The sequence below is a fragment of the Streptococcus sp. SS4 genome (assembly GCF_030440125.1).
Classification (GTDB): domain Bacteria; phylum Bacillota; class Bacilli; order Lactobacillales; family Streptococcaceae; genus Streptococcus.
Genome location: NZ_JAQFJM010000004.1, coordinates 126,564 through 151,980, shown reverse-complemented (window position 1 = coordinate 151,980; position 25,417 = coordinate 126,564). Strand labels below are relative to the sequence as shown.

General features: G+C 29.8%; 11 protein-coding genes and 2 pseudogenes. 11 read left to right on the top strand and 2 right to left on the bottom strand.

Annotated features, from left to right (window positions below; translation table 11 throughout):
* Positions 1 to 28: 28 nt before the first annotated feature.
* The 3 genes from PCY16_RS04935 to PCY16_RS04925 are packed head-to-tail and all read left to right on the top strand — an operon-like array spanning position 29 to position 2,014.
* Entirely contained in the window at positions 29 to 592 is a 564-nt protein-coding gene (locus PCY16_RS04935; protein ID WP_301354239.1) for a hypothetical protein, read from the top strand.
* 53 nt (positions 593 to 645) lie between these two features.
* Positions 646 to 1,023, top strand: coding sequence for a hypothetical protein (locus tag PCY16_RS04930; protein WP_301354237.1), 378 nt, complete (start codon positions 646 to 648; stop codon positions 1,021 to 1,023).
* A gap of 10 nt (positions 1,024 to 1,033) precedes the next feature.
* Complete coding sequence (locus PCY16_RS04925; protein WP_301354235.1) at positions 1,034 to 2,014, top strand: caspase family protein; 981 nt, start codon at positions 1,034 to 1,036, stop codon at positions 2,012 to 2,014.
* 21 nt (positions 2,015 to 2,035) lie between these two features.
* On the opposite strand, the gene PCY16_RS04920 is transcribed toward PCY16_RS04925, so the two are convergent.
* Positions 2,036 to 3,277, bottom strand: coding sequence for a hypothetical protein (locus tag PCY16_RS04920; RefSeq protein WP_301354233.1), 1,242 nt, complete (start codon positions 3,275 to 3,277; stop codon positions 2,036 to 2,038).
* A 124-nt stretch (positions 3,278 to 3,401) separates the two neighbouring features.
* Between PCY16_RS04920 and PCY16_RS04915 the strand changes: the two are divergent.
* A pseudogene (locus PCY16_RS04915) lies at positions 3,402 to 3,634 on the top strand (peptidylprolyl isomerase); the annotation flags it as partial.
* A gap of 46 nt (positions 3,635 to 3,680) precedes the next feature.
* Positions 3,681 to 3,827 (top strand): annotated as a pseudogene (locus tag PCY16_RS04910) (site-specific integrase); the annotation flags it as partial.
* 43 nt (positions 3,828 to 3,870) lie between these two features.
* On the opposite strand, the gene PCY16_RS04905 reads toward PCY16_RS04910, so the two are convergent.
* Positions 3,871 to 5,124 (bottom strand): hypothetical protein, encoded by a 1,254-nt coding sequence (locus tag PCY16_RS04905; protein WP_301354231.1) that lies wholly within the window; start codon positions 5,122 to 5,124, stop codon positions 3,871 to 3,873.
* Positions 5,125 to 5,688: 564 nt separating this feature from the next.
* Here PCY16_RS04905 and PCY16_RS04900 point away from each other — a divergent pair.
* The 6 genes from PCY16_RS04900 to PCY16_RS04875 all read left to right on the top strand — a co-directional run bounded on the left by PCY16_RS04900 (position 5,689) and on the right by PCY16_RS04875 (position 25,330).
* Positions 5,689 to 6,324, top strand: coding sequence for a TetR/AcrR family transcriptional regulator (locus PCY16_RS04900; protein ID WP_301354228.1), 636 nt, complete (start codon positions 5,689 to 5,691; stop codon positions 6,322 to 6,324).
* A gap of 303 nt (positions 6,325 to 6,627) precedes the next feature.
* Positions 6,628 to 7,368: an ABC transporter permease gene (locus PCY16_RS04895; RefSeq protein ID WP_301354225.1), complete on the top strand. Its 741-nt coding sequence runs from the start codon at positions 6,628 to 6,630 to the stop codon at positions 7,366 to 7,368.
* A 34-nt stretch (positions 7,369 to 7,402) separates the two neighbouring features.
* A complete protein-coding gene (locus PCY16_RS04890) occupies positions 7,403 to 22,267 on the top strand; it encodes a non-ribosomal peptide synthetase (RefSeq protein WP_301354223.1) in 14,865 nt (4,954 codons plus the stop codon).
* Positions 22,251 to 22,979 carry an ABC transporter ATP-binding protein gene (locus tag PCY16_RS04885; protein ID WP_024783517.1) on the top strand — a complete coding sequence of 243 codons (729 nt, stop codon included), beginning with the start codon at positions 22,251 to 22,253 and terminating at the stop codon, positions 22,977 to 22,979. Before PCY16_RS04890 ends, PCY16_RS04885 begins: the two co-directional genes overlap by 17 nt.
* A 12-nt stretch (positions 22,980 to 22,991) precedes the next feature.
* The gene (locus PCY16_RS04880; RefSeq protein ID WP_301354197.1) at positions 22,992 to 24,674 is read left to right on the top strand and encodes an ABC transporter ATP-binding protein; all 1,683 of its coding nucleotides are present in this window, start codon (positions 22,992 to 22,994) and stop codon (positions 24,672 to 24,674) included.
* Entirely contained in the window at positions 24,674 to 25,330 is a 657-nt protein-coding gene (locus tag PCY16_RS04875; protein ID WP_301354195.1) for a 4'-phosphopantetheinyl transferase superfamily protein, read from the top strand. The genes PCY16_RS04880 and PCY16_RS04875 overlap by 1 nt, the downstream gene beginning before the upstream one ends.
* The last annotated feature ends 87 nt before the right edge of the window (positions 25,331 to 25,417 follow it).

Below are 25,417 nucleotides of genomic sequence, written 5' to 3'. Positions count from 1 at the left end.
ATAAATTGTTATCGGTAGGAGAAATGGCGTGAATAACAAAAAAATAAGAGTATTTTTCAGTAGACCTAATCCATTTACTAAAGAACAACAGTATTTTATAGACAAACTAAAAAGTACCCTAGATAAGTACAATATAGAAAGCATAACATTGCAAGCGAAAGACTATTCACCATATGAATCTCTAACTGTTCTTAATGAAATGATAAAAAGATGTTATGGAATGGTTATTTTAGCTTTTGGACATACGTATATTCAATCTGGAATTTTAAAAAAAGGAGCAGTTCAGGATGAAAAGTTTTTTGAGGCTGAAGAACAATCATTAGATGGGAAATGGATTACTAGCTCATTTTGTCAAATTGAAGGTGCTATGGCAATTTCAAATAATATTCCTATTCTAATCATTAAGCAAAAGAATTTACGTATTGATGGTATTTTAAAGGATGATAAAAAAATTGTTTCCATATCAGACTTCACTTTAGAAAATACTAAGCAAATCGATTACTTCTTTGAAAATACTTTGGAAAAAGAAATACACTTTTGGAAAAAGACATTGGAACAAAAATTTAATAAAATTGAAGGGAAAATAGTATAAAGCGTTTTCTAAAGTGGTATAATGAGACAGAGTACATTTTTAGGAGAATTTAGATGAAAAGAATCTTTATAAGCTTTGCAATTGAGGATGAAAATCTTCGAGATTTACTAAAAGGACAATCACGAAATACGAACTCCCCATTTGAATTTGTGGATATGTCTGTTAAGCAACCGTGGGATTCACAATGGAAAACTAGATGTAGAGCAAGGATTAGAGGCTGTGATGGTATGATTTCTATCATCACTCGGAATACCAAGCAAGCCAATGGGCAAATTTGGGAAATGAATTGTGCTACTGATGAGGGGATACCACTATTTGCAATTTATGGTAATAAAAATCATAGTGATGTAACGATTCCAAATGAATGTGGCTATATTCCTGTAGTAGATTGGAATTGGGAAAAGATTAGCGCATGGATAAAACAATTGTGAGGTACAATTTATGCTAAAAAATAAGGCATTAATTGTTGGTATTGATGCATATTCTCAGGCTCCATTAAGAGGATGTGTAAATGATGCAGAGGAGATAGCGAAATTATTAGAGACAAACGAGGATGGTTCTCCTAATTTCAGTGTTAAGCTAAAACGTAATGTACAAACAAAAGCAGAGTTATTGGAGGACCTTCATTCTTTATTTAAAGAGGGAGAATCTGATATTGCACTTTTTTATTTCTCAGGTCATGGAACAGATGAGATGGCTGGTCAAATTGTAACGCCAGATTTTAATGGCTATGATATGGGTATTTCTATGAATGAAATACTTCGACTAGCGAATATCTCTAAAAGTCGGAATAAAATTATCATTTTAGATTGTTGTTATTCTGGGAAGTTAGGAGATTTTAGTGCTATAGATTCCCCGGATGCTATTATTGGAAAAGGCGTTACGATTTTAACAGCAAGCAATCGAGATGAGGTTGCCATTGAAGACGGAATAACTGGTCATGGTGTATTTACTGAATTACTTATTCAGGCTCTAAAAGGTGGAGCAGCAGATGTTAGCGGAAATATCACTCCTGCTAGTTTATATTCTTTTGTAGATCAGTCACTTGGAGTGTGGGAACAAAGACCACTATTTAAAACAAATATTACAGGATTTTTACCTATCAGAACTGTTGAAGCTAAAGTGTCCAAAAAGGTATTACGAAAACTTCATCATTACTTTGTGGAACCAACTTCTGAATTTCAATTAGACCCATCATTTGAATTTACCAATACACCTGATATTACTCATGAATATAAAGAGCCGTTTGCTCAGCAAACAAATGTAGACAAATTTAAAGAATTGCAACTATATGAAAGTGTTGGTTTGATCGAACCTGTTGGGGAGGAACACATGTATTTTGCTGCTATGAACAGCAAGTCTTGTCGTTTGACACCACTAGGTTTACATTATTGGAAATTATCAAGAGATAAGAGATTTTAAAAGGGAAGTGAGTAAATTGACTCACTTCCCTTTTATTATTTTTAGAGTTTCGTAATAATCTTCCTTTAGCTCTTTACGACCTGAGGTAACAGTCTCTTCTTGCCTTTTTGTAATAGGCTTAAATTTAATAATTGATTCGTCAGTACCAAATGCAATTAAAGTCAAATCTTTAACATTTTCATTAAACCAAATATCATCGAGCTCAGTTTCCTCTCGTTTGAGAAATTGTAATTCTGTTAAGCAAGTTTTAGCAAAATGAACAGCAGAGTAATAGTATTCTTTTACTGATTCGATGTCCTTAGATATACGATATTGTTTTAATAAAAGGGCACAGTAATTTCTAGCACAATATAGATTCCCACTCTCAAAATTTGAACCATTTTTGTAATATCTTCTAGCTTGTTCTAAGAACTTACATTCTCTATTAAGTGCAAAAATTTGCTTATTTATCGCTGCAACAATACCTAGCAAGTTTTCATTTGTAGAGGTGGTTAAGTCTATTTTTTTATCAATGTATGATAAGGTCGAAAGTAGATTTTCTATGGTTATATCTTTTTTATAGCGACATAAAATGTATTGAGACAATATGTCCTCATCAAAAGATAAGTTTAAAATCTGAAGATACTTTTTCTCGGCTTCTTCAAACTGCATATTTTCCTTCAAATTTTCAGCTTCTTGAATCATAATCCTTATCGAGTCGCCTTCTGTATCTTCGTTTTTTGACAATTGAATTAATGGTTCAATTCTATATAAATTATAATCAAATACAGGACTATCAATGTATTCTGGATTAGAATTTAAACAAGCTATTAAAGTTTTTTCCAATTGCTCCTGAACGGATTTTCTATAGTTTTCATCCGATAATATTTTCTTTCTATGATATCTTATCTGTGGACTCATTGAGATATCAAAAAATGGATATTTGCGAATCGTAATTTCCTCACAAAGAATAATTGTAGACTTAGGTTTCATTGCATGACGAAGTCCTAACTCATAGATCGCATTTTGATTCAGAGTACTTATATCAGCAATTACTATATCAGCTAAAAAAATAGATGTAATGAAATTTTTATTAATAGCTACAGAAGTAGGAACTTCATCACCTCGATATGCATTTGTGGAGTAAATGGAGTTCAAATTATTCTGTGATAAAACTGGCTTTATAAACTTAAAATATATATCATCTAAGTTTAGCTTCACCAACGTCCCAGGGATTTTCTTTACTCCGTAACCCATAACTACAAAGCATGTTTTATCATCCATTTTTCCCACTCCTACCGATAACAATTTATTATCGTTAGTATACCATAATTTGTAGTTAATCATATGATAAAATCTCCAAACTAATCTTGATATGATGTGGCTTTCACTAATAAAGAAGTGTGTCATGTTTAACAAAGTGAAGGCTCGATTTCTGGTTGGAGTAGAGGTTTAATCGTAATAAGTTTTATTGTTATGATTGGCTATAAGATTGGTTCACAATCTATTTCAAAACAAACCGAGAACCAAATACGAGAAGAAGCAAATAAACTTTTGACAAATTAAAAACAAAAAGAAAGAGCGACAGTTTTATCAGATGAGTTTGTTAAAGAATCTCTTACTCAATCTTTCACCAAAATAGTAAATCCAAAGTAGAGTATAGATAAAATGTACAAAATAGCTTTTGCGTATAATATTAGATGATTTTACAATTACAATACTTAAAAAATGGCGAGAAGTTCAAATCAAGAATGATGATAAAGATTATGTAATATCACGTTTTGGGGAGCCCTTGTGTAAGTCTACAATCTCTAGGATAATAAAAAGGCATGCTATGTTTGATATTAGTCGTAGAAAAAATACGAGAATTAACCTTTTTATAAATTTTTATTTTCAATAGTCAATTCTTCACAATGAAAATCTGATTCATTATCTGTTTTAGCATCATATCCAAATAGCGAAGTAGGGGGTGGATCACGTCTTTCGCCCTCTAAGTAATCTCGTTCGTGTTGTGCAAGCTTTTCATTTAATTCTGTATCATGACGAATAATATTATAACGTTCGTATTTTTTAGAACCAAATGTTTCAGACAGTTTTTGTTTAAATATATTCCATAGGTTCTCTTTATTTTTTAGTAAATATGTTTTGATGCAACTTTCGGCTAGATCGATACTCTCTTGCAGAATATTAATTGATTTCTTTAAAAAAGTATTTTTCTCTCTTAATTCTTTATTTTTCTTTTTAATTTTAGTAATCTCTTCAAGATTTGCTTTTTTCATCTGAATTTCAATGTCTAACTCTTGTTTAGTTCTCAAGATTTCTGACAGCTCCTTTTTATTTTTCTCTGCTTCAGATTTAGCATTTTCAGCCCACATCTTTTTCTCCTCAATTTTTTGATCTAAGTTTTTAAGTTTTGTAGTTCGTTTGTAAATCTCAGTATCCAGATGGTTAGCTATTGTTTTAGATTTGCCACTTTCTTGAACTTGAACTCCATGATTTCTAGCCGTTGTTCGAAGTAGTTCGCGTTGAGCTGCTTGCCATCTCGTCTGTGCTGTTACTAAATCCTTATTTTTTTTAGAACCTGTTGTGTAGTAGCCCATTTCTTTAAGGGCACCTTCTTGACCGACTTGAATGCTTAAACCTCTTTTATTTTGTCGTTTGATCAATATGAAATCAACATGAAGATGAGGGGCAGAACCAGGTTCATCTGCGTGAAAATAGGCACCGAAAACGATGGAGTTAGGATTATTATTTTTGAATTGTTCTAAAAAATCTGTGAGAATTTTTTCTGATTTAGCGATTGTGGGATGATGGTTAACATTTCCTATTGTAAAAATCGCTTCGTGGCTGGTAGCAGGATTGCGATTGGGATCACGTTTATAAGCTGAAAGTACTTTCGTATGATAGTCTATAATTTGTCTATCAGACCGAGTTTGTTTTGCATTATATTCAAGCATGGCCTGTCCGAAAATTTTATAATAAGCCTGTTTTATAGGTCGGTCTTCTATGATTTTAAAATAACCTTCGGGGTCTATATGATCCTCCGAGTTGGTTATGTTGCGATTACGAATATTATGATCACGACTCATCTTTTTTCCAAAGTGAGCTGAAATAGTATATGCATTGTCCATAACTTTCTCCTTTCATTTATTAATTATGTCTGATAAGTTGAAAATTAAAAAACAGATTATGATGAATTTTTTAGAAGATGATGGAGACAGTCAGCAGAGTCTGACACTGCTTATAACACAATATACATAATGACAGAGTCATTATTATTGTGGTCTTGCAGATGGCTAGGATTGCATCCTCTTTTTCCAAAAATATTTGGAAAAATTCACCTCCTTGTAGGCAAAGGTAATTTCTTTTTCTAAATTAAAAAAGAAATTAAGAAATGAAATAAAACCCTAAAAGTTTGACAGAATAAATCTAACTTTTGGGTTGAAGTTCTTTTTTTATTCTTTAATCTTTTCATCCTTCCTTTTCTCAGTTTATCTACTATCTCTAGTATGATATAAAAAGGAGAATGAAAGATTACAGTATATGTCTTCGAAAGATAGTTTTTGTGTCACAACTTAAATTGACATTAAGAATAGACTATTAAAAATTAGAGAAAACAATAGGTAATTTGACATTATTAGTTTTGTTCATTATAATAAGGTTACATACCGATAGTATGATAGAAAGGGGCTATAATGGCAAGGAATAGAAACTCACATGAAACTAGAAATAAAATACTAGAAGTTTCTAAAGACTTATTTTTAGAAAAAGGATTTGACAATACCTCAATACAAGATATAATCGATGGGTTAGGCGGATTAACGAAGGGGGTTATTTATCATCATTTTGAGTCGAAATATGAAATATTGGAATCAATTATTAGCGAAAATAATCAAGAAATTTTAAATTATAATTGGAGAGGAAATACTGGACTAGAAAAAATACAAAATTCTTTGATGGATTCTTTCTCTAATTTTAAACAACAAAGGCTAGTATATTCAGTATCAATTATGCTAAGAAGTCCACGTTTGTTAGGAGAGCAGTATCTAAGTCTGTTTTCTGATTTTTTACCAGAAATTAGAGAAAGAGTTTACGAGGGTGTTAAAGATGAATCAATTAAAACAGAATATCCAGAAGAGTTAGCTGATTTAATTGTTTTAACTTTAAATATTTGGATAGGATTCCAGATTTCCGTTTTTTCAGTAGAGGAATTAAAGCGAAAAATGAATTTCATTAAACTTACTTTTGAAGGACTAGGGGTGCAGTTGATTTCTGATGAGATGATGGAGATGATTTTCAAATTATTTGATTACTTAAAAGGAGATAAATAAATATTCTTATGACATGCTTGTAAGTAATATTCTTTTTATTGATATATTATTGATTAACTTAATCTTTGTTCATATTTTGGTTATTCTAAATATATTTTACGTATTTGAGATTTTAAAAATAACATATTATAGATATGTTATTAAAAATTCTATTTTACATACCTAGAGTATGTTGTTTTTTTGATATCAAACATACTCTAGGTATGTTTGATAATATTGTTAGTTTGAAAAATTTATTTTTAATATTTGTTGAAACTAGTTTGAATAATATAAACTATATTTACATTTTGGAGGAATAAATCTATGTTGTCGCTTATAAAAATTGAAATAAATAAAGTTTCGAAATCTAAATTATTTTTAGCCTGGTTGGTTACTATATTTATAGTATTAATTATTACAGGAATCATAATCATGGGGCTAGCTACAGATAATAAATTGGGAGAATTTGTTGCACAAAGCAACAATGATTTTAGAATTACTGGTAAATGGGGAGGTTGGGCAATTGCAGCTTCATTGTTTTCATCTTTATTTACAAAAGCAGCGTTTTTGATCTTCGAATCTTATTTGTTGTCTACAATTATTATTGATGAATTTAAACGAAGAACAATTTTTCAGTTGTTTTCTTACCCAATTTCAAAAATAAAGTTATTATGGGGAAAAGTTCTATCAGTAGTTCTATTATCATTTATTGCACATTTTACAGCACATTTAGTTATTCAATTATTAATTAAATTAGTAGCAGTTTTAACTGAATCAAATTATCTTTCAGTAGCTAATCAATTAATTAACTTAGCCGGAATTACGTTCGGGACAGTATTAATCGGGGTACTACCTTTTGTATTAGGGATGATTAAGCATTCAACAGTTATAACAATTATCTCAGGGCTTGGTTTAGCGGCTCTACTTTCTAATGTGATGCCAGGAAGTTTAACTAATAGTTTTGTTGATAACTTATTTTTTTTAATATTTGCTAGTTTCATAAGTTTAATTATTGTTTCATTTTCAATTTATAATGTTTCAAGAAGAGATATTAATATCAATTAGCATAGATGAATTTAATGGAAGGTAACGGATTGTAATGGCAAACATAAATTATAAATTAACAAAAATACAAGAAAATCTATTAAATATTGAGACATTAAGAGAAGTTAAAGAAATTAATAATATCTGTGCAGTATTGGAAATTCCAGGGAATTTTACAACTAACGAGATATTATCCTCTCTAAATAATATGTTGAGAAAAATTGATCATTTAAGAATTGAGGTACTGTCAAATAAAAATCAATACATCAGAAGTTATAAAAAATTAGATAATATACAACTTAAAAGATTTGAACGTGAAAGTGACTTAAACAGCTTTATTGAAGTATGGAAAAAGGACTCCATATTTGATTTTAAGAAACCCCTTTATGAATTTCTTGTAGCAGAAATAAATGGTGTGAAAAAACAGGTATTAATAAAATTTCATCATTTAATTTCTGATATTGAATTTATCACTAAATTTTCAAATACTTTTGTAGGGTTACTATTAGACGATATAAATATTGAAGAGCTGTCAGGAAGATATTATCCAAAGACTACTGACAATCAAGAATCTACAATAGATTTTTGGACAAAAGAGTTGAAAAGTTTTGAAGGGGAAGCTCTTTATAAGGAAAATTCGAAACATTTAGAAACTGAGGAAATAAAGAAGATTATTCCTCCAGAATTGGTGCGTAAATTTGAAAAATCTACAATCTCAAGGGATACTACTCTTTTTGACTTCATTTTAGCTGGAGTAATTTTTGCAAAAAAAGTTAAGACTTTTACATCTAAAGCTAGTGTTGGGCTGGCAGTAACGCAGAATTCTGGTTGGGATTCAAATACTAGTTTATTACCTATTATTCCTCAGATAGAGTTAGGGACTTCAATAAAAAAATATATTTTAGATGTGTCTACAAAAATTACTGATATAAAAAGTTTTAGTGATTATACAATATCAGAAATGATAGAAAATAATGGAATTGAATCTTTTGAAGCATTAACTGATATATCGTGCATGGAGATGAATTATGATTTAAAATTCAAATATATAAAGTTAGGATTTAAATTTAAAGTGATTGGTAGTGGTAGTAGGACGAATCCATTAACAATTATGATTAATTATGCGAATGAAAAGCCGTTTATTTTATACGAGTATCAAAAGTGTTTAATAAAATTACCGGAGCTTCTAAGCTTACATTCGTTTATTATGTATATTTTAGAGCAGTTTATTGACAATCTTGATGAACACTTGGGTTCAGTTTCATTACTTAAAAAACAAGAAGAAGTTTATTTTGAAAAACGTATTCATGACTTTAATAAGAGTGAAACAATAATTTCTCTATTCAAAAAACAAGTAGAGAAGTTTCCTAATAAGATAGCTGTTAGATACCAAAGGGGAGGTATAACATTTGAGGAATTAGATAAAAAATCTTCTGAATTAGCTACTTTTTTGATTGATAAAGGAGTAAGTTCTGGACAAGTTGTCGCAACCACTCTAGTCGGGATTGATGCAATTATAGCAATTTTTGCAATTCTTAAAGTTGGCGGAGTGTATTTACCCGTAGATAAAGATAATCCTCATGAGAGAATAGAATATATCTTAAGCGATAGTTTTTGCAAATTACTACTCACTGGTAATGAAGAGTTATCAAAGTCTCTTAAAATTAATACTATTCTATATGATGACTCGTTTGTAGAAAATAATGTTAATCTTAATTCTTTTCCTCACATAGATTCAGATAATCTGGCATATATTATTTATACTTCAGGTTCTACAGGAGTACCGAAAGGTGTGATGATAAAACATAGTTCGGTAATAAATATGTGTGAGGCATTTATAAATGATATAGGAATTGACGAAAATGATATAATCCAACAATTTGCAAGTCATTCATTTGATGCTTCTATACTAGAAATATTTGGTGGACTTTTAAATGGCTGTACTCTAGTAATGGTTAATCACGAGGAAAAACAAAATCCTAGTTTACTTCAAGATTTGTGGGATACTGAAAAAGTAACATTCGCGATTATTCCACCGGTATACATGCAAAATCTTGATACAGAGCGAGAGACTACATTAAAATATTTAATGACTGCTGGAGAGGAGGCTAATTGGAATTTTATATTACCGTGGAAAGACAAAGTAAAATATTTTAATGCTTATGGACCGACAGAAGCTACAGTTTGGACTTCTACATGGAAATATAGAAACTTTGATACAAACTTGGCTGTTCCCATAGGTCGTCCTATACAGAATGTAAGTTGTCATGTTTTTCAGGGAATGCAAGAATGTGGAATTGACATTCCTGGAGAACTGTGTATTTCGGGAGATAGCTTAAGTTTAGGATATATTAACAATGATTTGAAAAATAAAGAAAGTTTTTTGGTGCATCCTAAGACCAAGGAAAGAATGTATAGAACAGGTGATATAGTCTATTGGAATTCAGATAAAGAGTTAGTATTTTGTGGGAGAAAGGATAATCAGGTCAAAGTAAGAGGTCACCGTATAGATTTGTCTGAATTAAATTCAATAATCTTAAAACAAAAAGAAGTAAAAGAAGTTTATTCATGTATAACAAATCTCAATTCTGGGGGTTCGGAAAAAGAAATTGTTGTGTATGTAGTTTTGCAAAATCCCACAGATAAAAAGACATTTTGTAAAAAGATTAAGGATCAATTACCAAGTTATATGCAACCTCATCATGTTGTTGAAATAGCCAAATTACCTATGACTTTGAATGGAAAGGTTGATAAGAAATCCTTACCTAGTATTGTAAGAGAAAAAAAAGTAAGTTTATTGAAGACGATTGATAATTCTGTAAAAAAAGATATCATTGAAGTTTTCGAGGAGATACTAAAAGTTACAATTGAAGATGAAAATATTGATTTTTATTCTTTAGGAGGGGATTCAATTAAAGCAATTAGAATTGTTTCGAAGCTGAAGAATCGTGGCTATAAACTTAGAACTAATGACATAGTTGATTCTAATAGTATTGATGAAATAATAGCAAAATTAGGAAATGATAATGAAACGAAATTAACAAGTCAGTCATTTGAAAATGAAACAATATTAAGCCCTATTCAAAAAGAATTTTTCCGAAAGGATTTTTTTGTAAAGGAACATTTTAATCAATGTGAAACATTATATATAAATAATTCGTTAAATGATTTAGAAATTAAGGATATATTTCAAGAGTTGACTGAAAATCACATACTCTTTAAGGTCAATTTTGATAAAAACAATCAACCATTTATAAATAAGGGAAGAGAATTATTTTTGTTCGAATCCCACGATCTTAAAGATTTAAATTCCGAAGAATTTAATAAAGAATTTAAATTAATTTGCCAAAAAAACCAAAATAAATTTGAATTGGGGAATAGCCCACTTATTAACATTGTACTGTTTAAGTCTTCTAAAGGGAGTTATATTTTTATAACTATCCATCATCTAATAATTGATGGTGTTTCCTGGAGAATATTAAATGATGAACTCAATATTATATTCACAAAAAGAATGGAGAATAGGAAGATTGAGCTCCCTAGAGAGAATAATAGTTTTTTTGAGTGGGTTAGAGAATTAGATGAGTATCAAAGTAAGAAACTAAAAGAGGAGAAATTTTACTGGGATAAAGTTAATAATAAATTAGAAAAAATAAATTCTTCAAAATCTAAGATGTCAATTAATAGTGTACATTCTAAAAAAATTACTATTGACAGGAATGATAGTCTATTTCTTACAGGAAGTAATAAGCATACATATAGAATAAATGATATTTTTTTAGCAGCACTTGTAAAAGCAGTTAATAGTGACACTTTGGCAATTATGTTAGAGAGTCATGGTAGAGAAACTATAGAACAAAATATTGAAAATGATTCCATGATAGGTTGGTTTACAAGTATTTATCCTGTGATTTTTGAGAATAATAAAGATTTAGATGACTTAATAGCAAGTGTTTCTAGTAGTACTAAGATGATTCCGAATAGAGGTTTAAATTATTTAGCTTATAAAGATCAGAAAATCTCTAACTATGAGAAGGTTTTCGAACCATTGATAATTTTTAATTATTTAGGTGATTTTCAGGAAAATTTAGAATACATAAAATTAGTTCATTTAGATATGGGGGATAGGAATTCAAAATCAAATCATTTATGGTTCCCATTAACTATAACAGGACAAAAAGTTGATGAGAGTCTGGTTTTTGAGTTTAAATTTGAACAAAGTTATTTTTCCATTTCTGAAATAGAAAAAATTGCTGAGAAATTCAAGAATAACTTACATACAATTATTGAACATTTGAATAGTCATGACTGTATTCCAGAATATGGGAATCATTCTTGGAGTAAGAAAGAGTTAAAATCTGCAATTGAAACAATAAAAAATAACGGGTTAGAAATAGAAAAAATATACCCTTTATCATATATGCAAGAAAATTTCCTTTTTAATAAAATGCTAGATAAACAGGATAAATACATTGTTCAAGTAGTAATGAATGTTTATAAAGAATTGAAGGAAGAAAAAATTTCCTCTGTTATGGAAAAGATAGCAAGTCGTTTCGAAATTTTAAGAACTGCAATTTTTTATAAAAAACAAAGTGTTGCTAGAAATGTTCAGTTTATTGAACGAAATATCCCTGTTACTTTTGAAGATTTTGATGGATTTGATGCTCAAACGATTGATAAACGAATTAAAAAATATATTGCCGAAGAGAAGAATAGTTCTTGGGACTTTGAGAACGATCCACTATTTAGAGTCTATGTTATAAAGGTTGGAGAGAAACAATCAAAACTTATTTGGTCTTTTCACCATATCATAATGGACGGGTGGTGTTTAGATCTTATTAATAATTTATTTATTCAATTATATGAAGAAATAGATTGCAAGGAAAATCAAGAAATATCAGAGTATAGTGAGTTTGTTGAAGTACTCAATAATAACAATGAAATTAAAACAAAATATTTTTGGGAAAATTATCTTGATAATTTTGAAGGACTTCCATTATTACTTCCAGAGAAAGAAAATTCGTATGAAAAATCTAAGGAAAACGATTTGGAAGAAGTTGGAATTAGGCTAACTTCAGAATTAACAGAGTTAATACAAAATCTTGGTAGAAAGATAAAAGTAGGAGTAGGTACTATATTAGAGTCTGCCTGGGGAATTGTGTTACAGGCTTATTCAGCTTCCACTGACATTGTATTTGGGAAAATTATCTCTGGTAGAGATGTTCAACTTCCAGGGATTGATAATATGGTAGGACTATTTATCAATACTATTCCAATCAGAATAAAAACGAATCCAAACCTAAGCGTATCTCAATTGCTAAAATATCAACAAAGGAAAAATTATTCGGTAAAAGGAAATGAATTGATTGCATTTTCAGAAATTAATAATCTAATGGATCAAAAAATAAGTTCTTTGTTTAGTTTTGACGTATTTAATGATAGTCATCCCGAATGGATGAAACATGAAAAAACATATGAGCAGACTGACTACGCATTAAACTTGTCAATTATTCAGGAAGAAAAGCTTTATATAAAATTGATGTATGATTCTAATAAATATTATGATTCTACTATTATTGATATGCTTAAGAGATTTAAGTTTGTGCTTGAACAATTTGTGGAAAATGAAAATCAACATTTAAGAGATATTAAGCTTGTTTGGAAAGAAGAAGAAAAGATAATAGAGAAGTACTCACAAAATATACAGCCTTCAATTAAAGTAGAAAAAAATATCGTTTCACAGTTTAAAGATATTGCAAAACAATTTATGAATAAAGTTGCTTTAAATATTTCTGGTGAAACAATGACTTATGAGGAATTAGATAACAAGTCGACGGAATTGGCTATACAGTTGAGAAAAAGTGGCATCAATCAAGGAGATTATGTACTTTCTCTACAAGAAAAAGGTATGGAACCAATCATTTCACTTTTAGCCATATTAAAAATTAATGCTGTATATGTACCATTAGACATTAGTATTCCTCAAGATAGATTAACTTACATTCTTGATGATTCAAAAGCACAACATATACTAATAAATAGTACATTAAACGATGAACACAGAAGAATTGTAGAAGATAAGTCAATTAATATAATTTCTGTTGATAAGAATTTGTTAATAGAAAGTCAATTTGAATATATTGAATATGATTATTCTTACGAAAATCTAGCATATATAATATATACATCAGGTACAACAGGAAAACCAAAAGGAACTCTAATTTCTCATAATGGAGCTGTTAACATGGCATTGGGAATGAACTTAGAGTTTGAATTTAAGAATTCCTCTGAAGTATTGCTACAATATGCTAGTTTAGCTTTTGATGCTTCAATATTGGAGATACTAACCGCACTATTGAATGGACATACACTGGTTATTGTTCCTGAAGACAAGAGATTGAGTCCTGATGCAGTTACTCAAATAATGAATACATTTAAAGTAACCTGGGCGGTCTTACCTCCAGTTTTTGTAAATGAATTAAATCCTCAAAAGCTAAGTACTTTAAAATCACTTAAGACAGCAGGGGAAGAATCAACATGGGAATTAGTAGATAATTGGAAGCACCACCTATCTTATGCTAACGGTTATGGCCCGACGGAAGCAACTGTTTGGTCAACAACTTGGTTTGAAAATCGTGAAAAGGTACATAAGAAAGTTCCGATTGGAAGACCAGCGCCAAATGTTAGATGTCTGATACTTCAGAAGGAAAGAATTTGTGGTCTTGGTATGGTAGGTGAATTATGCATCTCTGGACCTGGAGTTGCTATTGGATATCTTAATAATGAAACTTTAACTAAAGAGAAATTCTTTATGTTTGAAGGTGAAAGATTCTATAGGACTGGGGATTATGCAAGGTGGCATGATGACGGAAATATTGAATTTCTAGGCAGAATGGATAAACAGATTAAAATTAGAGGAAATCGTGTAGAACTATCTGAAATAGAAGATAATATCAAAAACATAGCATCTATTATAGATTGTGTAGTACTCGCCAAGGGAGAGGGGGCAGATAAAGAATTAATTGCTTACCTTATTACATCAGATTATTCTGACACCATGACTTTAAGGAAGAGACTTACATCCGTAATTCCGTCTTATATGATTCCTTCAAAGTTTATTAATATCAAAAAAATACCTTTGACCGCGAATGGAAAGGTTGATTCTGCAAAATTATTAAGTTTGACTGACGTCGACGTCGAAGCTGAAACGGAAAATAATGAACAACCTAAATTAATTAATGAGCAACATGATTCATCGATTTTTAAAGAAGTACAAGCAATCTTTTCTGAAATTTTAGGGATAAATAACGTGAAAATTTCTGATGATTTCTTTACCATAGGAGGGCATTCAATAAAGGCTGCAAGACTAGTAAATCGTTTAAATAGCAATTTTTCTTTACAGATTAGTTTAGAACAATTCTTTGATTCTCCTACGATTTCATTTGTTTTAAGTCAAATTGAGCAGTCAAATAATCAAAAAAAAGCTAAAAAAACAATAAATCTTGATAAAGCAGAGAATCTTGAAATTGTTCAAAATGATTCTGTAATATCTACTATTTCAAATAACAATAATGTCTTTCAAGCTACTGAGACACAAAAAAGAATATATGCTTTACAAATGGTAAATAGAAGATCAACCAGTTATAACATGCCGTTACTATTAAAAAGTAATGAAAGACTTGATTTGAATAAACTGAATAATATTTATAAACATATTTTAGATAAATTTGAAGTTTTAAAATCTAATTTCCATTTTCATGAGGATAAATTAATGCTAGAAGTTAATAATAATTTTTCTAGTGAAATAAAAATGATTTCATGTGAAGAACAAGAAATCGAAAGTGTACTTAGTAGTTTAGTAAAACCATTTGATTTGGAAAATGAATCATTGATAAGAATGAATATTCTGAGAACAAATAAAAACGATTATGTATTTGTTGATATTCATCATTCAATAAATGACGGATATTCTACATCATTATTCACATCAGAACTTATAAAGAAGTATAGAGGAGAAGAAACGCTTCCAGTATTAATGACTTCTGCAGAACTGAATGATTTATTGAATAATGAAAATTTGGACTCTTCAGACAAATATTGGAAAGCGGCTTTTAGTCAGAAGCCTACTTTGTTAGATTTACCGTTAGACTTTCCAAGAGTTGCTAGATGTAATGAAAGTGGCGATGACATTTTAATAGAAATCGATAAGAATCTAAAAAAAGATATTGACGTTTTTTGTTCTAGAAATAATATAACTCTATATATGTTCTTTGTTGCAGTAACAATGTACTATTTAAGTATACTTACTGGTCAAAGAGATATTATTATTGGAACCCCAATAAATTCAAGGCTATTTGAAAAATCAGAAAGCACATTTGGTATGTATACTAACACGCTACCTTTAAGGGGAGACATTGATCAAGATGATGATTTTCTTACTATTGTACAAAAAATAAAAAAATTAGTATTGGAGCTGTTTGAAAACCAACTATACCCCCTAGATAGAATCATAAAACTTCATAATAGTAATACTGATTATACAAGAAATCCTTTATTTGACGTATTTTTAGCATTTAATAAGGTAAAAACACTGGAAGATGGTTTTTTGGAACAAATTCCTATAAAATCAAAAAAATCACCATTTGATATCACAATAGATATCTTAGAAACAGATAATATCTTAACAATTAGATGGGAATTCAAAAAAGCTATTTTCAGGAAAGAGACTATAGAAAGGTTATCTAATGAATATTCAAAGCTGTTAATGGAATGTATAAACTCACCTATTATTAAATTTGACAAATCAGAAGAGATAAAGTCAGTTATAGAGAGTGTATTAAATAAAAAAGTCAACTTTTCAGAGAGCTTCTTGGAGCAAGGGGGAGATTCTATTAAGGCAATTAGGATTTCCTCAAAATTAGCCGAAAAATCAATTATTATAGATTCTGATAAAATTTTAGGATGTAATAATTTATATGAATTATTACCGAATTCTCAATCAATAGAAAACTCTAAAGGTAGTAGTAATTTAATTAATATTTTAAAAAGTGAATTAAATAATAAAGATTTAGATTTAGAAAAAGATTTTCTGTCTCAAGGAGGAGATTCAATAAAAGCTATACGGATAGCATCTAAATTTAAAGAAATTGGAGCTAAAGTTGAACCAGAGGAGATACTTCAATCAATTTCTTTAAAAAAGTTATTTCACACAGAAAATGAGATAGAAATCATTGAAAATAATTCAAATGATAGAATTCTCATTTCACCTATTATTGAAGAATTTTTCTCTCAAAATTTAAAGAATCCAAATTTCTTCAATCAAGCAATACTTTTAGAACTAAAATTTGAAGATAAATATGAAGATATAATTGAAATATTTGATAGATTAACTGAAGAACATTCAATATTTAAAGAAAACTTTAGTGATTCTAAGTTAAGTAAGAACAGGTTTATAGAAGTAAATCGTCCATCCTATAAAATCGATTTTATAGAATGTACTGATGATGAATTTATAAAAAATTGTAAGACATATTGTAATGATGCTCAAAACAAATTTGATATATCTTCAACTCCCCTGCTGAATTTAGTGTATTTTAAAACTGAAAAACGAGTTTTATTATTTATTTGTGCACACCATTTAGTTATTGATGGTGTTTCCTGGAGAATATTATTAGATGATTTTATATATTTACAAAGTCAGTTAAAGAATAATAAAGAATTGACTCTACCATATAGAACAATGGATTATAAAAGCTGGCTAGCTGAATTACAAAAACAAGGTGATTCAGAAGAAGCAAGAGGAGAACTTCCTTATTGGAATGAAATGATTTCTAAAATACCAAAAGGAAAGATTCAGTTAGAAGAGCCCAGAGAGAAGCAATCAGAGGGCAATGCGTTCAGGAAGATAAAAATGTCAATATCAGAGGATGAGACTAAGACGTTTCAAAAACTTTGTAATCCAAGAGATGACATACAGATAAATGATTTATTATTAACTGCTCTATGCTTTGCGGTAAACAGCATAACTAATCAAAAGTTACTATCATTAAATTTAGAAGGACATGGGAGAGAGTCTATTAACGATATTTCGAAAGTAGATAGAACAATAGGTTGGTTTACGACAAATTATCCACTAATTCTAGATTGCTATAATAAAGATATTTGGGATTTATTGAATAAAACCAAGGCTGAAATCAGAAAAATACCTAAAAAGGGATTTAATTTTGGAATTCTTAAATATTGTAAGAGATTATTGAATTCAAATGAAATGTCAGAATGTTCATTTAACTTTATGGGGAATATGGACAATAATTCTGATGCTTTGGTAGTTTCAAATTATGATTTCGGAAATTCAATGGATGAAAATAATACTCTTTGGTCGCCTCTTAACTTCAATGGTGTTATTCAAAATAATTGTTTGAGGTTCACAATTGACTTTGATTCAAATAAATTTAAGAAATCAGATGTTGAAGAATTGTGTCAGAAATTTAAAGACGCAATACTATTATTTACCAATGATAAAGATAGTGGGGAACATTTACCATTAACTCCTTCTCAAGAAGGGATACTATTTCAAAAGTTAACCAATGATAATGCTAATCTCTATTCCACTCAAACTTTATTTAAAATATTGGGAGACAATTTGAATCTTGAGTGTCTAAAACTAGCACTTAGTAAGCTTTCAACTAAACATCCAGCATTATCCCTGAGAGTCGTTGAGACTGGTTCAGAAACATACTCACAGAAAGTTGATAAAGTCAAGGATATATCCGTGATGGAATTTGATTATTCTAATAATCAAATCGAGTTAGAGAAAATTATTATGAAGGTTAAGTCTATAGAAATGGAGAAAGGTTTCTATTTAGAGGAAGGTAATTTATTCAGAGCAGCAATTATTAAAACTAGCGGTAAAGAAACATACTTATTACTGAGTTTCCATCATATAGTTTTTGATGGCTGGTCTTTATCCAATTTATTGAAGACACTGTCGGTTACGTATAAATACTATGTTGGTAATGAATATTTAAAATTAGATAAATATTTATCTAAAAGAGATAATTATCAAAAATATCTAAAATTTATTGGAGGAATAGAATCTGAGAGCGGGAAAGAATATTGGCTAAACTTGCTTGGGGACTATGATGGTGAATCTGATTTTAAAATTTTGGAGACAAATGAACATACTAGATCATTAAGCGGTAATTTGCGTCACAAAGTTCCCAATCATGTCTACGATAAACTTAAGCTATTGAGTAGTAAACTATCAGTGACAAGAAATACTATTCTAGAAGTTGTCTGGGGTTTGTTAATTCAAAGGTTTAACTATACTAGTGATGCTGTTTTTGGAAAGGTCGTTTCTGGTAGGAATCTAGAAATAGAGAATATTGGTGAAATTGTTGGAATGTTGATTAATACTATACCAACAAGAATTTCTGTAGAGAACGATGAAACTATTGAAGAGCTTATTTTGAAAAATAAACAACAGGTTTTTCAGGGACAACATTATCAATGCGTAAGTCCTTCAGCAATCCAAAAATGGTTAAATAGAAGGACACCACTATTCTCGACTGTATACTCCTATTCAAGTTTTGTTTCAGAGAATCAATTATTTGAATTTGCAGATGGTGTGACCTTACAAGTTTGTGACGGCGTTGAAAATGCTAGCTATGATATATCTTGTATGATACATGATACGGGAGATTATATGGCTTTTCAGATATCATTTGATATTGAAAAATTTTCAGACGATACTATAGAAAACCTCCTCCAAACAATGGAAAATATTTTAGAGTATATTTGTTTTTATCCTGAACATAAAGTTAAGGATATTCAAGTACTAAATCAAGAACAATTGAGAAAGTTATATCTAAAAAACGAAGTTAACCAAAGAGAAATAACTCTTAATAATATTCCTGAAGCTATTAGTCAAAATGCAATACATAATCCAGAAAAGACAGCTATTTTCTATTTAGATGAAAAAATTTCATTTAAGGAGTTGGAATCTAAAAGTAACGCCTTAGCAAATATTTTACTTCAAAATGGTATTCAAACTGAGGACAGAGTAGGTATTTATTTATCGAAGTCACCAATGGTAATAATTAGTATGCTTGCAGTTATGAAAGCGGGAGCTTGCTGTGTAACTATGGATAAAAGTTTACCTTTTGAGAGGGTTTCTTTTCAAATAGAAGATGCAGGAGTTAAAATATTGCTTTCAGATGATGAGAACTTTGGTAGTCTTCAGAATATCAAAATAATTCAGCCTGATCAATGTAATATAAATATTAATTCAGACAAACCAAGAGTTGCTCTGGATAAAAATAATCTTGCTTATGTACTTTATACATCAGGTTCGACAGGAACCCCTAAAGGATCACTGATAGAATATCAAGGATTAATGAATTTATTTGATTATATTGGTGAAAAATATCAATTAAAAGATAATGCTAGAATTTTACAATTTGCTAGTTTATCATTTGATGCATCTGTTCTGGAAATATTTGGTGCTTTAGTAAATAATTCTCAATTAGTTATAGTTCCTGATAATATTCGCAATTCACCCAAAGATATAACGAATCTTATTAATGAAATGCATGTGACTTTTGCTTTGATACCTCCTGTATTGATGCCTTTCTTCAAGCCAGAGGAACTAAAAACATTAAAATATGTTATGAATGCAGGAGATGAAGCAAGTCCTGAAATAGCTAAAATTTGGAGTCAAAAAATGTGTTACATTAATGGTTATGGTCCAAGTGAGGCTTCAATTTGGACCACAGATTGGACAATTTATAAACTTCAGGACGAGTTGAAAAGATGTCCAATTGGTAAACCAATACAAAATGTTAATGTACATATCATGAATAATGGTGTTTTGGTCGGGGATGATATGCCAGGTGAACTATGTATATCGGGGTTGAGTCTTTCACGAGGCTATCTAAACAGAGCTGAATTAAATGAGAAAGTTTTTTTTGAAGACAAGTTAATTTCTCCATCTAGAATATATAGAACTGGAGACTTAGTGAGAAGATTATCTAATGGTAACATTGAATACTTAGGACGTATTGATCGTCAAGTGAAAGTAAGAGGTTTTAGAATCGAACTAGGTGAAATTGAGAATCAAATTTTGAATATAACCAGTATTAAACAAGCTGCTTGTTGTGTTGTCAATGATGACAACGACAAACATATTGTTGCATATATAGTTTCAGATAATGATATTTTATCTTCAGAAGTTAAATTATTTTTACAAAAAAAATTACCATATTATATGATTCCAGAGAGAGTTGTCAACATTGATTCACTGCCAACTACTATTAATGGGAAAGTTGATAGAAAGACTTTAGAAAGCTTTGGGTTCCCCAAAATAGAAAAAATGGTAGAGGATTTGAAAATGAGTTCTCAAGAAAGAGAATTTTGTGATGTATTAGAAGACATTCTTAAGATTGTTGTGTCTAACCCTCTTCAGTCTCTATCAAATATTATAAGTGATTCAATTACAGCGATGAGAATTATTGCAAAATTAAACAAGGTAGGATATACGATTACTTTAAAAGATATACTCAGTGGAAAATCTATCAGAGATTTAAATTTACAGACTAGTGTTGCATCAATTTCCGAGGAATCTATAGAAAAAAAGATAACGGAAGAAAATAAAAGAAGTTTATCAAAACCGTACTTTGTCACTTATAAGCAGGATTTTAAAACTGAAAATAATTATTCAACTTATAAAGCTACAAAAATGCAACAATGGATTAAAAAACAACCTATGATCGTTTCTGGAGCAATCTTTGATATTGAAGGAGATTATGACTATAAAGATATAATTAATTCATTGAAAAAAGTAGTCAAAGAGAACGGTGTTTTAAGAAGTTCTTATGATTATATCAACAATGTTTTAATTATTAAGGAATATTTCTTTGATAAGGATTGGGAAATTCCATTTGTTGACCTGAGCGATAGGTGCGTAGAGGATATTAAATTAATCTATGAAATTGAGCAAAATCGATTCGAAGATAATGGGATTTTTAAAGAAAATGACCATGCCTGTGAATTAGTACTTTTTAAAGAAAACAATACTAAATATCGCATTTATTTGAGAATTCATCATATATTCTGGGATGCTTGTTCAGCTGAAATATTTGAAGAAAGTGTTAAAAAATATTTAGACTTTCCAGACATTAAGTCAGAAAATATACCTTCATATTCAGAATATGCAAAGCTTATAAATTTTACGGAGGAAGCGAAGCAACAGATTTTCTCAATAAAAAGTTTTGAGGAAGTAAGTAATCGATACAAGACTGGTTATGTAAAAAATAATTCAAATGTATTTTCTTCAATTACGGTAAGACCTAAGATTGGAAAAGAAGAACTCCTTATAGATAAACTATGGGGAGTAATTGGGCGAACCATACTAGGTTATGGAAAACAGTTTAGTATTAATGAAAAATGGCTAAGTAAAATGCCTGCTTTTATACTTTTTAAAGGGAGATGTGGGAAATTGGAAAAGTTCTCTAATACTCTTGGCATGTTTCTAGAGCTAATTCCAGTCATTGTCAAAAACGGGGAGTTAAATGAAATTGATAATTCTTTACGTTTGCAGGTTGAAGAGTATAAAAATTCTAGAAATAGTACAACATTGGATTTTATTAATTTCATTGCTAGTAGTGATTACAAGGAACAAGATGAGTTTAAATATAATCATGTACCTGTAGTTAATTTTTTAGGTATTTATGACTTCTTAGAAGAAAACAATTTTTTCTCAGACATAAAAATGAAACGACTAAAAAAAGGGACAAGTAATAATTCTTTGATAATTTCTATAAAAGAAGAGACTGTACAAGTTGGAATTTATGCTTCTGAAGAAAAAGCTCTCACATTGAAAGCTGATATTGAAAGAGAGAATAGAAATGGGAAATATTGTTGAAATAAAAGATCTTTTTAAAACAATTAATAAGGAAGAAATTTTGAGTGGTATCAACCTTCAAATTGCTGAAGGAGAAATTTATGGTTTTTTAGGACCAAATGGTGCTGGGAAAACAACGTTAATGAAATGCATGTTATCCTTATCAACTATTTCATCAGGCAGTGTTGAAATTTTTGGAAAAGATTTACAAGAACATAGAGAGGAAATTCTAAGCCAGATTGGTAGTATTATTGAAACACCAATTTTTTATGATAATTGCACTGCAAAAGAAATTTTGGTAATTCACGCTCAGTATATGGGGAAAAATATTACTGAATCAGATGTAATAAGAGTCTTAAGAATGGTCGGATTAAAAAATACGACTAAAAAAGTAAAAGAGTTTTCGTTAGGAATGAGACAAAGGCTTGGTTTAGCTCGAGCTTTCTTAACGAAACCTAGATTGTTGATTTTAGATGAGCCAATCAATGGTTTAGATCCTGTAGGAATTCAAGAAGTTCGAAATCTTTTGTTGTCGCTTTCTAAGGAATATGGAATTACAATATTAATCTCAAGCCATATTTTGTCGGAAATTTCACAGATAGCAGACAAGATTGGTGTTATCAAAAATGGAGAAATGATTGAGCAGGTCTCTATGAAGGAACTTATGAGAGAGAATATTGATCTAGAAGAATATTTTATGTCACATTTTCTAAATAAAAGTCAAGAATTATGAGGTAGATTAAGAATGAAACAATTGATAGAGAACTATCAGAAGACTTTTTATGCTTTCATGATATTTAATATACTGGTCCCTTTAACTAATATTGCTTTTGCTTATTCTATTAAAGGTATTATTGATAGTGGCATGTCCCAAAATAGAGAAGCCTTAACTCAAGCGGTACTAGTGGGAGCAGCTGTTATTTTTATCTATGCGGGCCTCAACTTTATTTCTCTTCGATTGAGAAATAACCTTGTTAGGCAAATCATGTCAAGTTATAAAAACAAGGTTTTCCAATCTATTTTAGATAGGGATTATAGAGACTTTTCTAAAGAAAAATCAGGGAAGTTTATTTCTGTATTAACCGAAAATATGAAGAAAATCGAGCAAGATTATCTACACCAGTATTTTAATATTTCAAAAAACCTTTCCTTAATGATTTTTTCACTCCTAGCTATGTTTATAGGTAATTGGTTTTTGACCTTATTAGTAATCATTGCTAGCATTATTCCGATGATGATTTCAGGATTTATTGGACAAAAATCAGCCTCTTTACAAAATAGTGCTATGATTGCAGATCAGAAGTATTTAGCTAAGGTTAAAGATATTTTAGCAGGATTTCTTGTTATTAAAAGTTTTAATGTGAAAGATGCTATCTTTGAGGATTATAGTCATGAAAGTGAAAAATTGGATGAGATATATTTTATAAAAGGAAAATTTGATGTTTTAGCAAATGTTATTTCCCAGCTTTCAGGGATGATTGTTTTTTTGGTAGCTTTTGGTGGAGGGATGTATTTAGTATTTAATGGCTCTACCACAATTGGGAGTGTAACAGCTATTGTTCAACTGGTCAATTTTGTAGTAATGCCACTAAATGAAGTTGGAATGGGAATAAGTAAATTCCGTGAGGGGCAAGCAACACTTAATGCATTTGAGGTAAAAGATGTAACTGGACTTCAGACCGGTGAAACGAAAGAATATTTTGATGATGTTATTTCTTTTTCAAATATAGACTTTTCTTACCCTAATACTGAAGAAAAAATTTTTAATCATTTATCTTTGAAGATTCAAAAAGGGGAAAAAATTGCAATTGTAGGAATGTCAGGGAGTGGGAAATCAACTTTGCTCAATCTATTACTTCGTTTTTATGATGTAACAAGTGGACATATTTTAATTGATAATCAAGATATACAAGCTATTTCAGCAGAGAGCCTTTATAACTTAATGACGATTGTTCAACAAAACGTTTATATCTTTGATGATACTTTAAGAGCAAATATTACTCTTAATCAATCCTTCACTGATGAGGAAATAAAGCAAGCTGTACAGCAGTCAGGTTTAGAAAGTTATGTTTTAGAAAATGAATCTGGTCTACAAACTTTATGTGGAGAGAATGGCTCAAATCTATCTGGCGGACAAAAACAAAGACTTAGTATTGCGCGTGCCTTAATTCGAAAAACACCAATCTTATTATTGGATGAGGCTACCTCATCTTTGGATAATCAAGTAACTACTGAAATTGAAAATTCAATCTTGGATATTCAAGATTTGACGGCACTTGTAGTAACCCACAAGTTGAATGAGACCATTTTGAAAAAATACGATAGAATTCTCTTTATGAAAGGTGGCGTCATTGTTGAAGATGGTTCTTTTGGTGACTTGATGGATAGGAGAGGTGAGTTTTATAAGTTGTTTGAGTTGAGTGTGTAATGATAATATATTTTTCAAATATAAATAATCCTAAATTAAATGAAATTCACTTAGAAAATCGTATCCCATTTAACTTTTTGAAAGAAGCGAGAAAATATAAAAAGTCTTTAGATTATAGACGCTCCCTAGTTGCATACTATCTTTTATATGAATATCTTTTATTTAATAAAAAGATATATGAGTTTACCCCAGTTAAAATTTTAAAAAATAATCATGGGAAACCCTATTTAAAAGGAATTGATAATTGTTATTTTAATATTACTCATTCGGGTGATTGGGTAGCAGTTGCGATTAGTAATACTGAAGTCGGAATAGATTTGGAATATAATGAGAGTTTTGATTTTGATGAAGTAATAGATTATGTTTTATCAGACAGAGAAAAAATTTTTTTCTTACAACTTCCAGATGTATTAAAGTGTAAAACTTTTTATAGATTTTGGACACTAAAGGAAAGTTTCGTTAAAGCAATGGGAATAGGGTTAGCTAAATCTATGAATTCTTTCACTACTGAGCTATGGAGCAAGAATATTTGTGTTACTGGGGAGAAAAATTTCAAGTTCTATGAATTACCTTTTTATGAAAAGTATTCTCTTTCTGTTTGTTGTAATATTAGTGATGAGATTGAGAATATGGTAGAAGTAAAAATATTATTGTAACTAAAGAAAAATACTATTAAATTTAAAAATGTTGGCTCTATAATTTCTGTAGTGGGTAAAACCACTGTAGAGATTATAGAGCTTTTT

What these genes read in the sequence shown, in the direction of transcription:
- PCY16_RS04930 (WP_301354237.1), top strand. Translation starts at nt 646, where the DNA reads ATGAAAAGAATCTTTATAAGCTTTGCAATTGAGGATGAAAATCTTCGA.
- PCY16_RS04925 (WP_301354235.1), top strand. Translation starts at nt 1,034, where the DNA reads ATGCTAAAAAATAAGGCATTAATTGTTGGTATTGATGCATATTCTCAG.
- PCY16_RS04920 (WP_301354233.1), bottom strand. Translation starts at nt 3,277, where the DNA reads ATGGATGATAAAACATGCTTTGTAGTTATGGGTTACGGAGTAAAGAAA.
- PCY16_RS04905 (WP_301354231.1), bottom strand. Translation starts at nt 5,124, where the DNA reads ATGGACAATGCATATACTATTTCAGCTCACTTTGGAAAAAAGATGAGT.
- PCY16_RS04900 (WP_301354228.1), top strand. Translation starts at nt 5,689, where the DNA reads ATGGCAAGGAATAGAAACTCACATGAAACTAGAAATAAAATACTAGAA.
- PCY16_RS04895 (WP_301354225.1), top strand. Translation starts at nt 6,628, where the DNA reads ATGTTGTCGCTTATAAAAATTGAAATAAATAAAGTTTCGAAATCTAAA.
- PCY16_RS04890 (WP_301354223.1), top strand. Translation starts at nt 7,403, where the DNA reads ATGGCAAACATAAATTATAAATTAACAAAAATACAAGAAAATCTATTA.
- PCY16_RS04885 (WP_024783517.1), top strand. Translation starts at nt 22,251, where the DNA reads ATGGGAAATATTGTTGAAATAAAAGATCTTTTTAAAACAATTAATAAG.
- PCY16_RS04880 (WP_301354197.1), top strand. Translation starts at nt 22,992, where the DNA reads ATGAAACAATTGATAGAGAACTATCAGAAGACTTTTTATGCTTTCATG.
- PCY16_RS04875 (WP_301354195.1), top strand. Translation starts at nt 24,674, where the DNA reads ATGATAATATATTTTTCAAATATAAATAATCCTAAATTAAATGAAATT.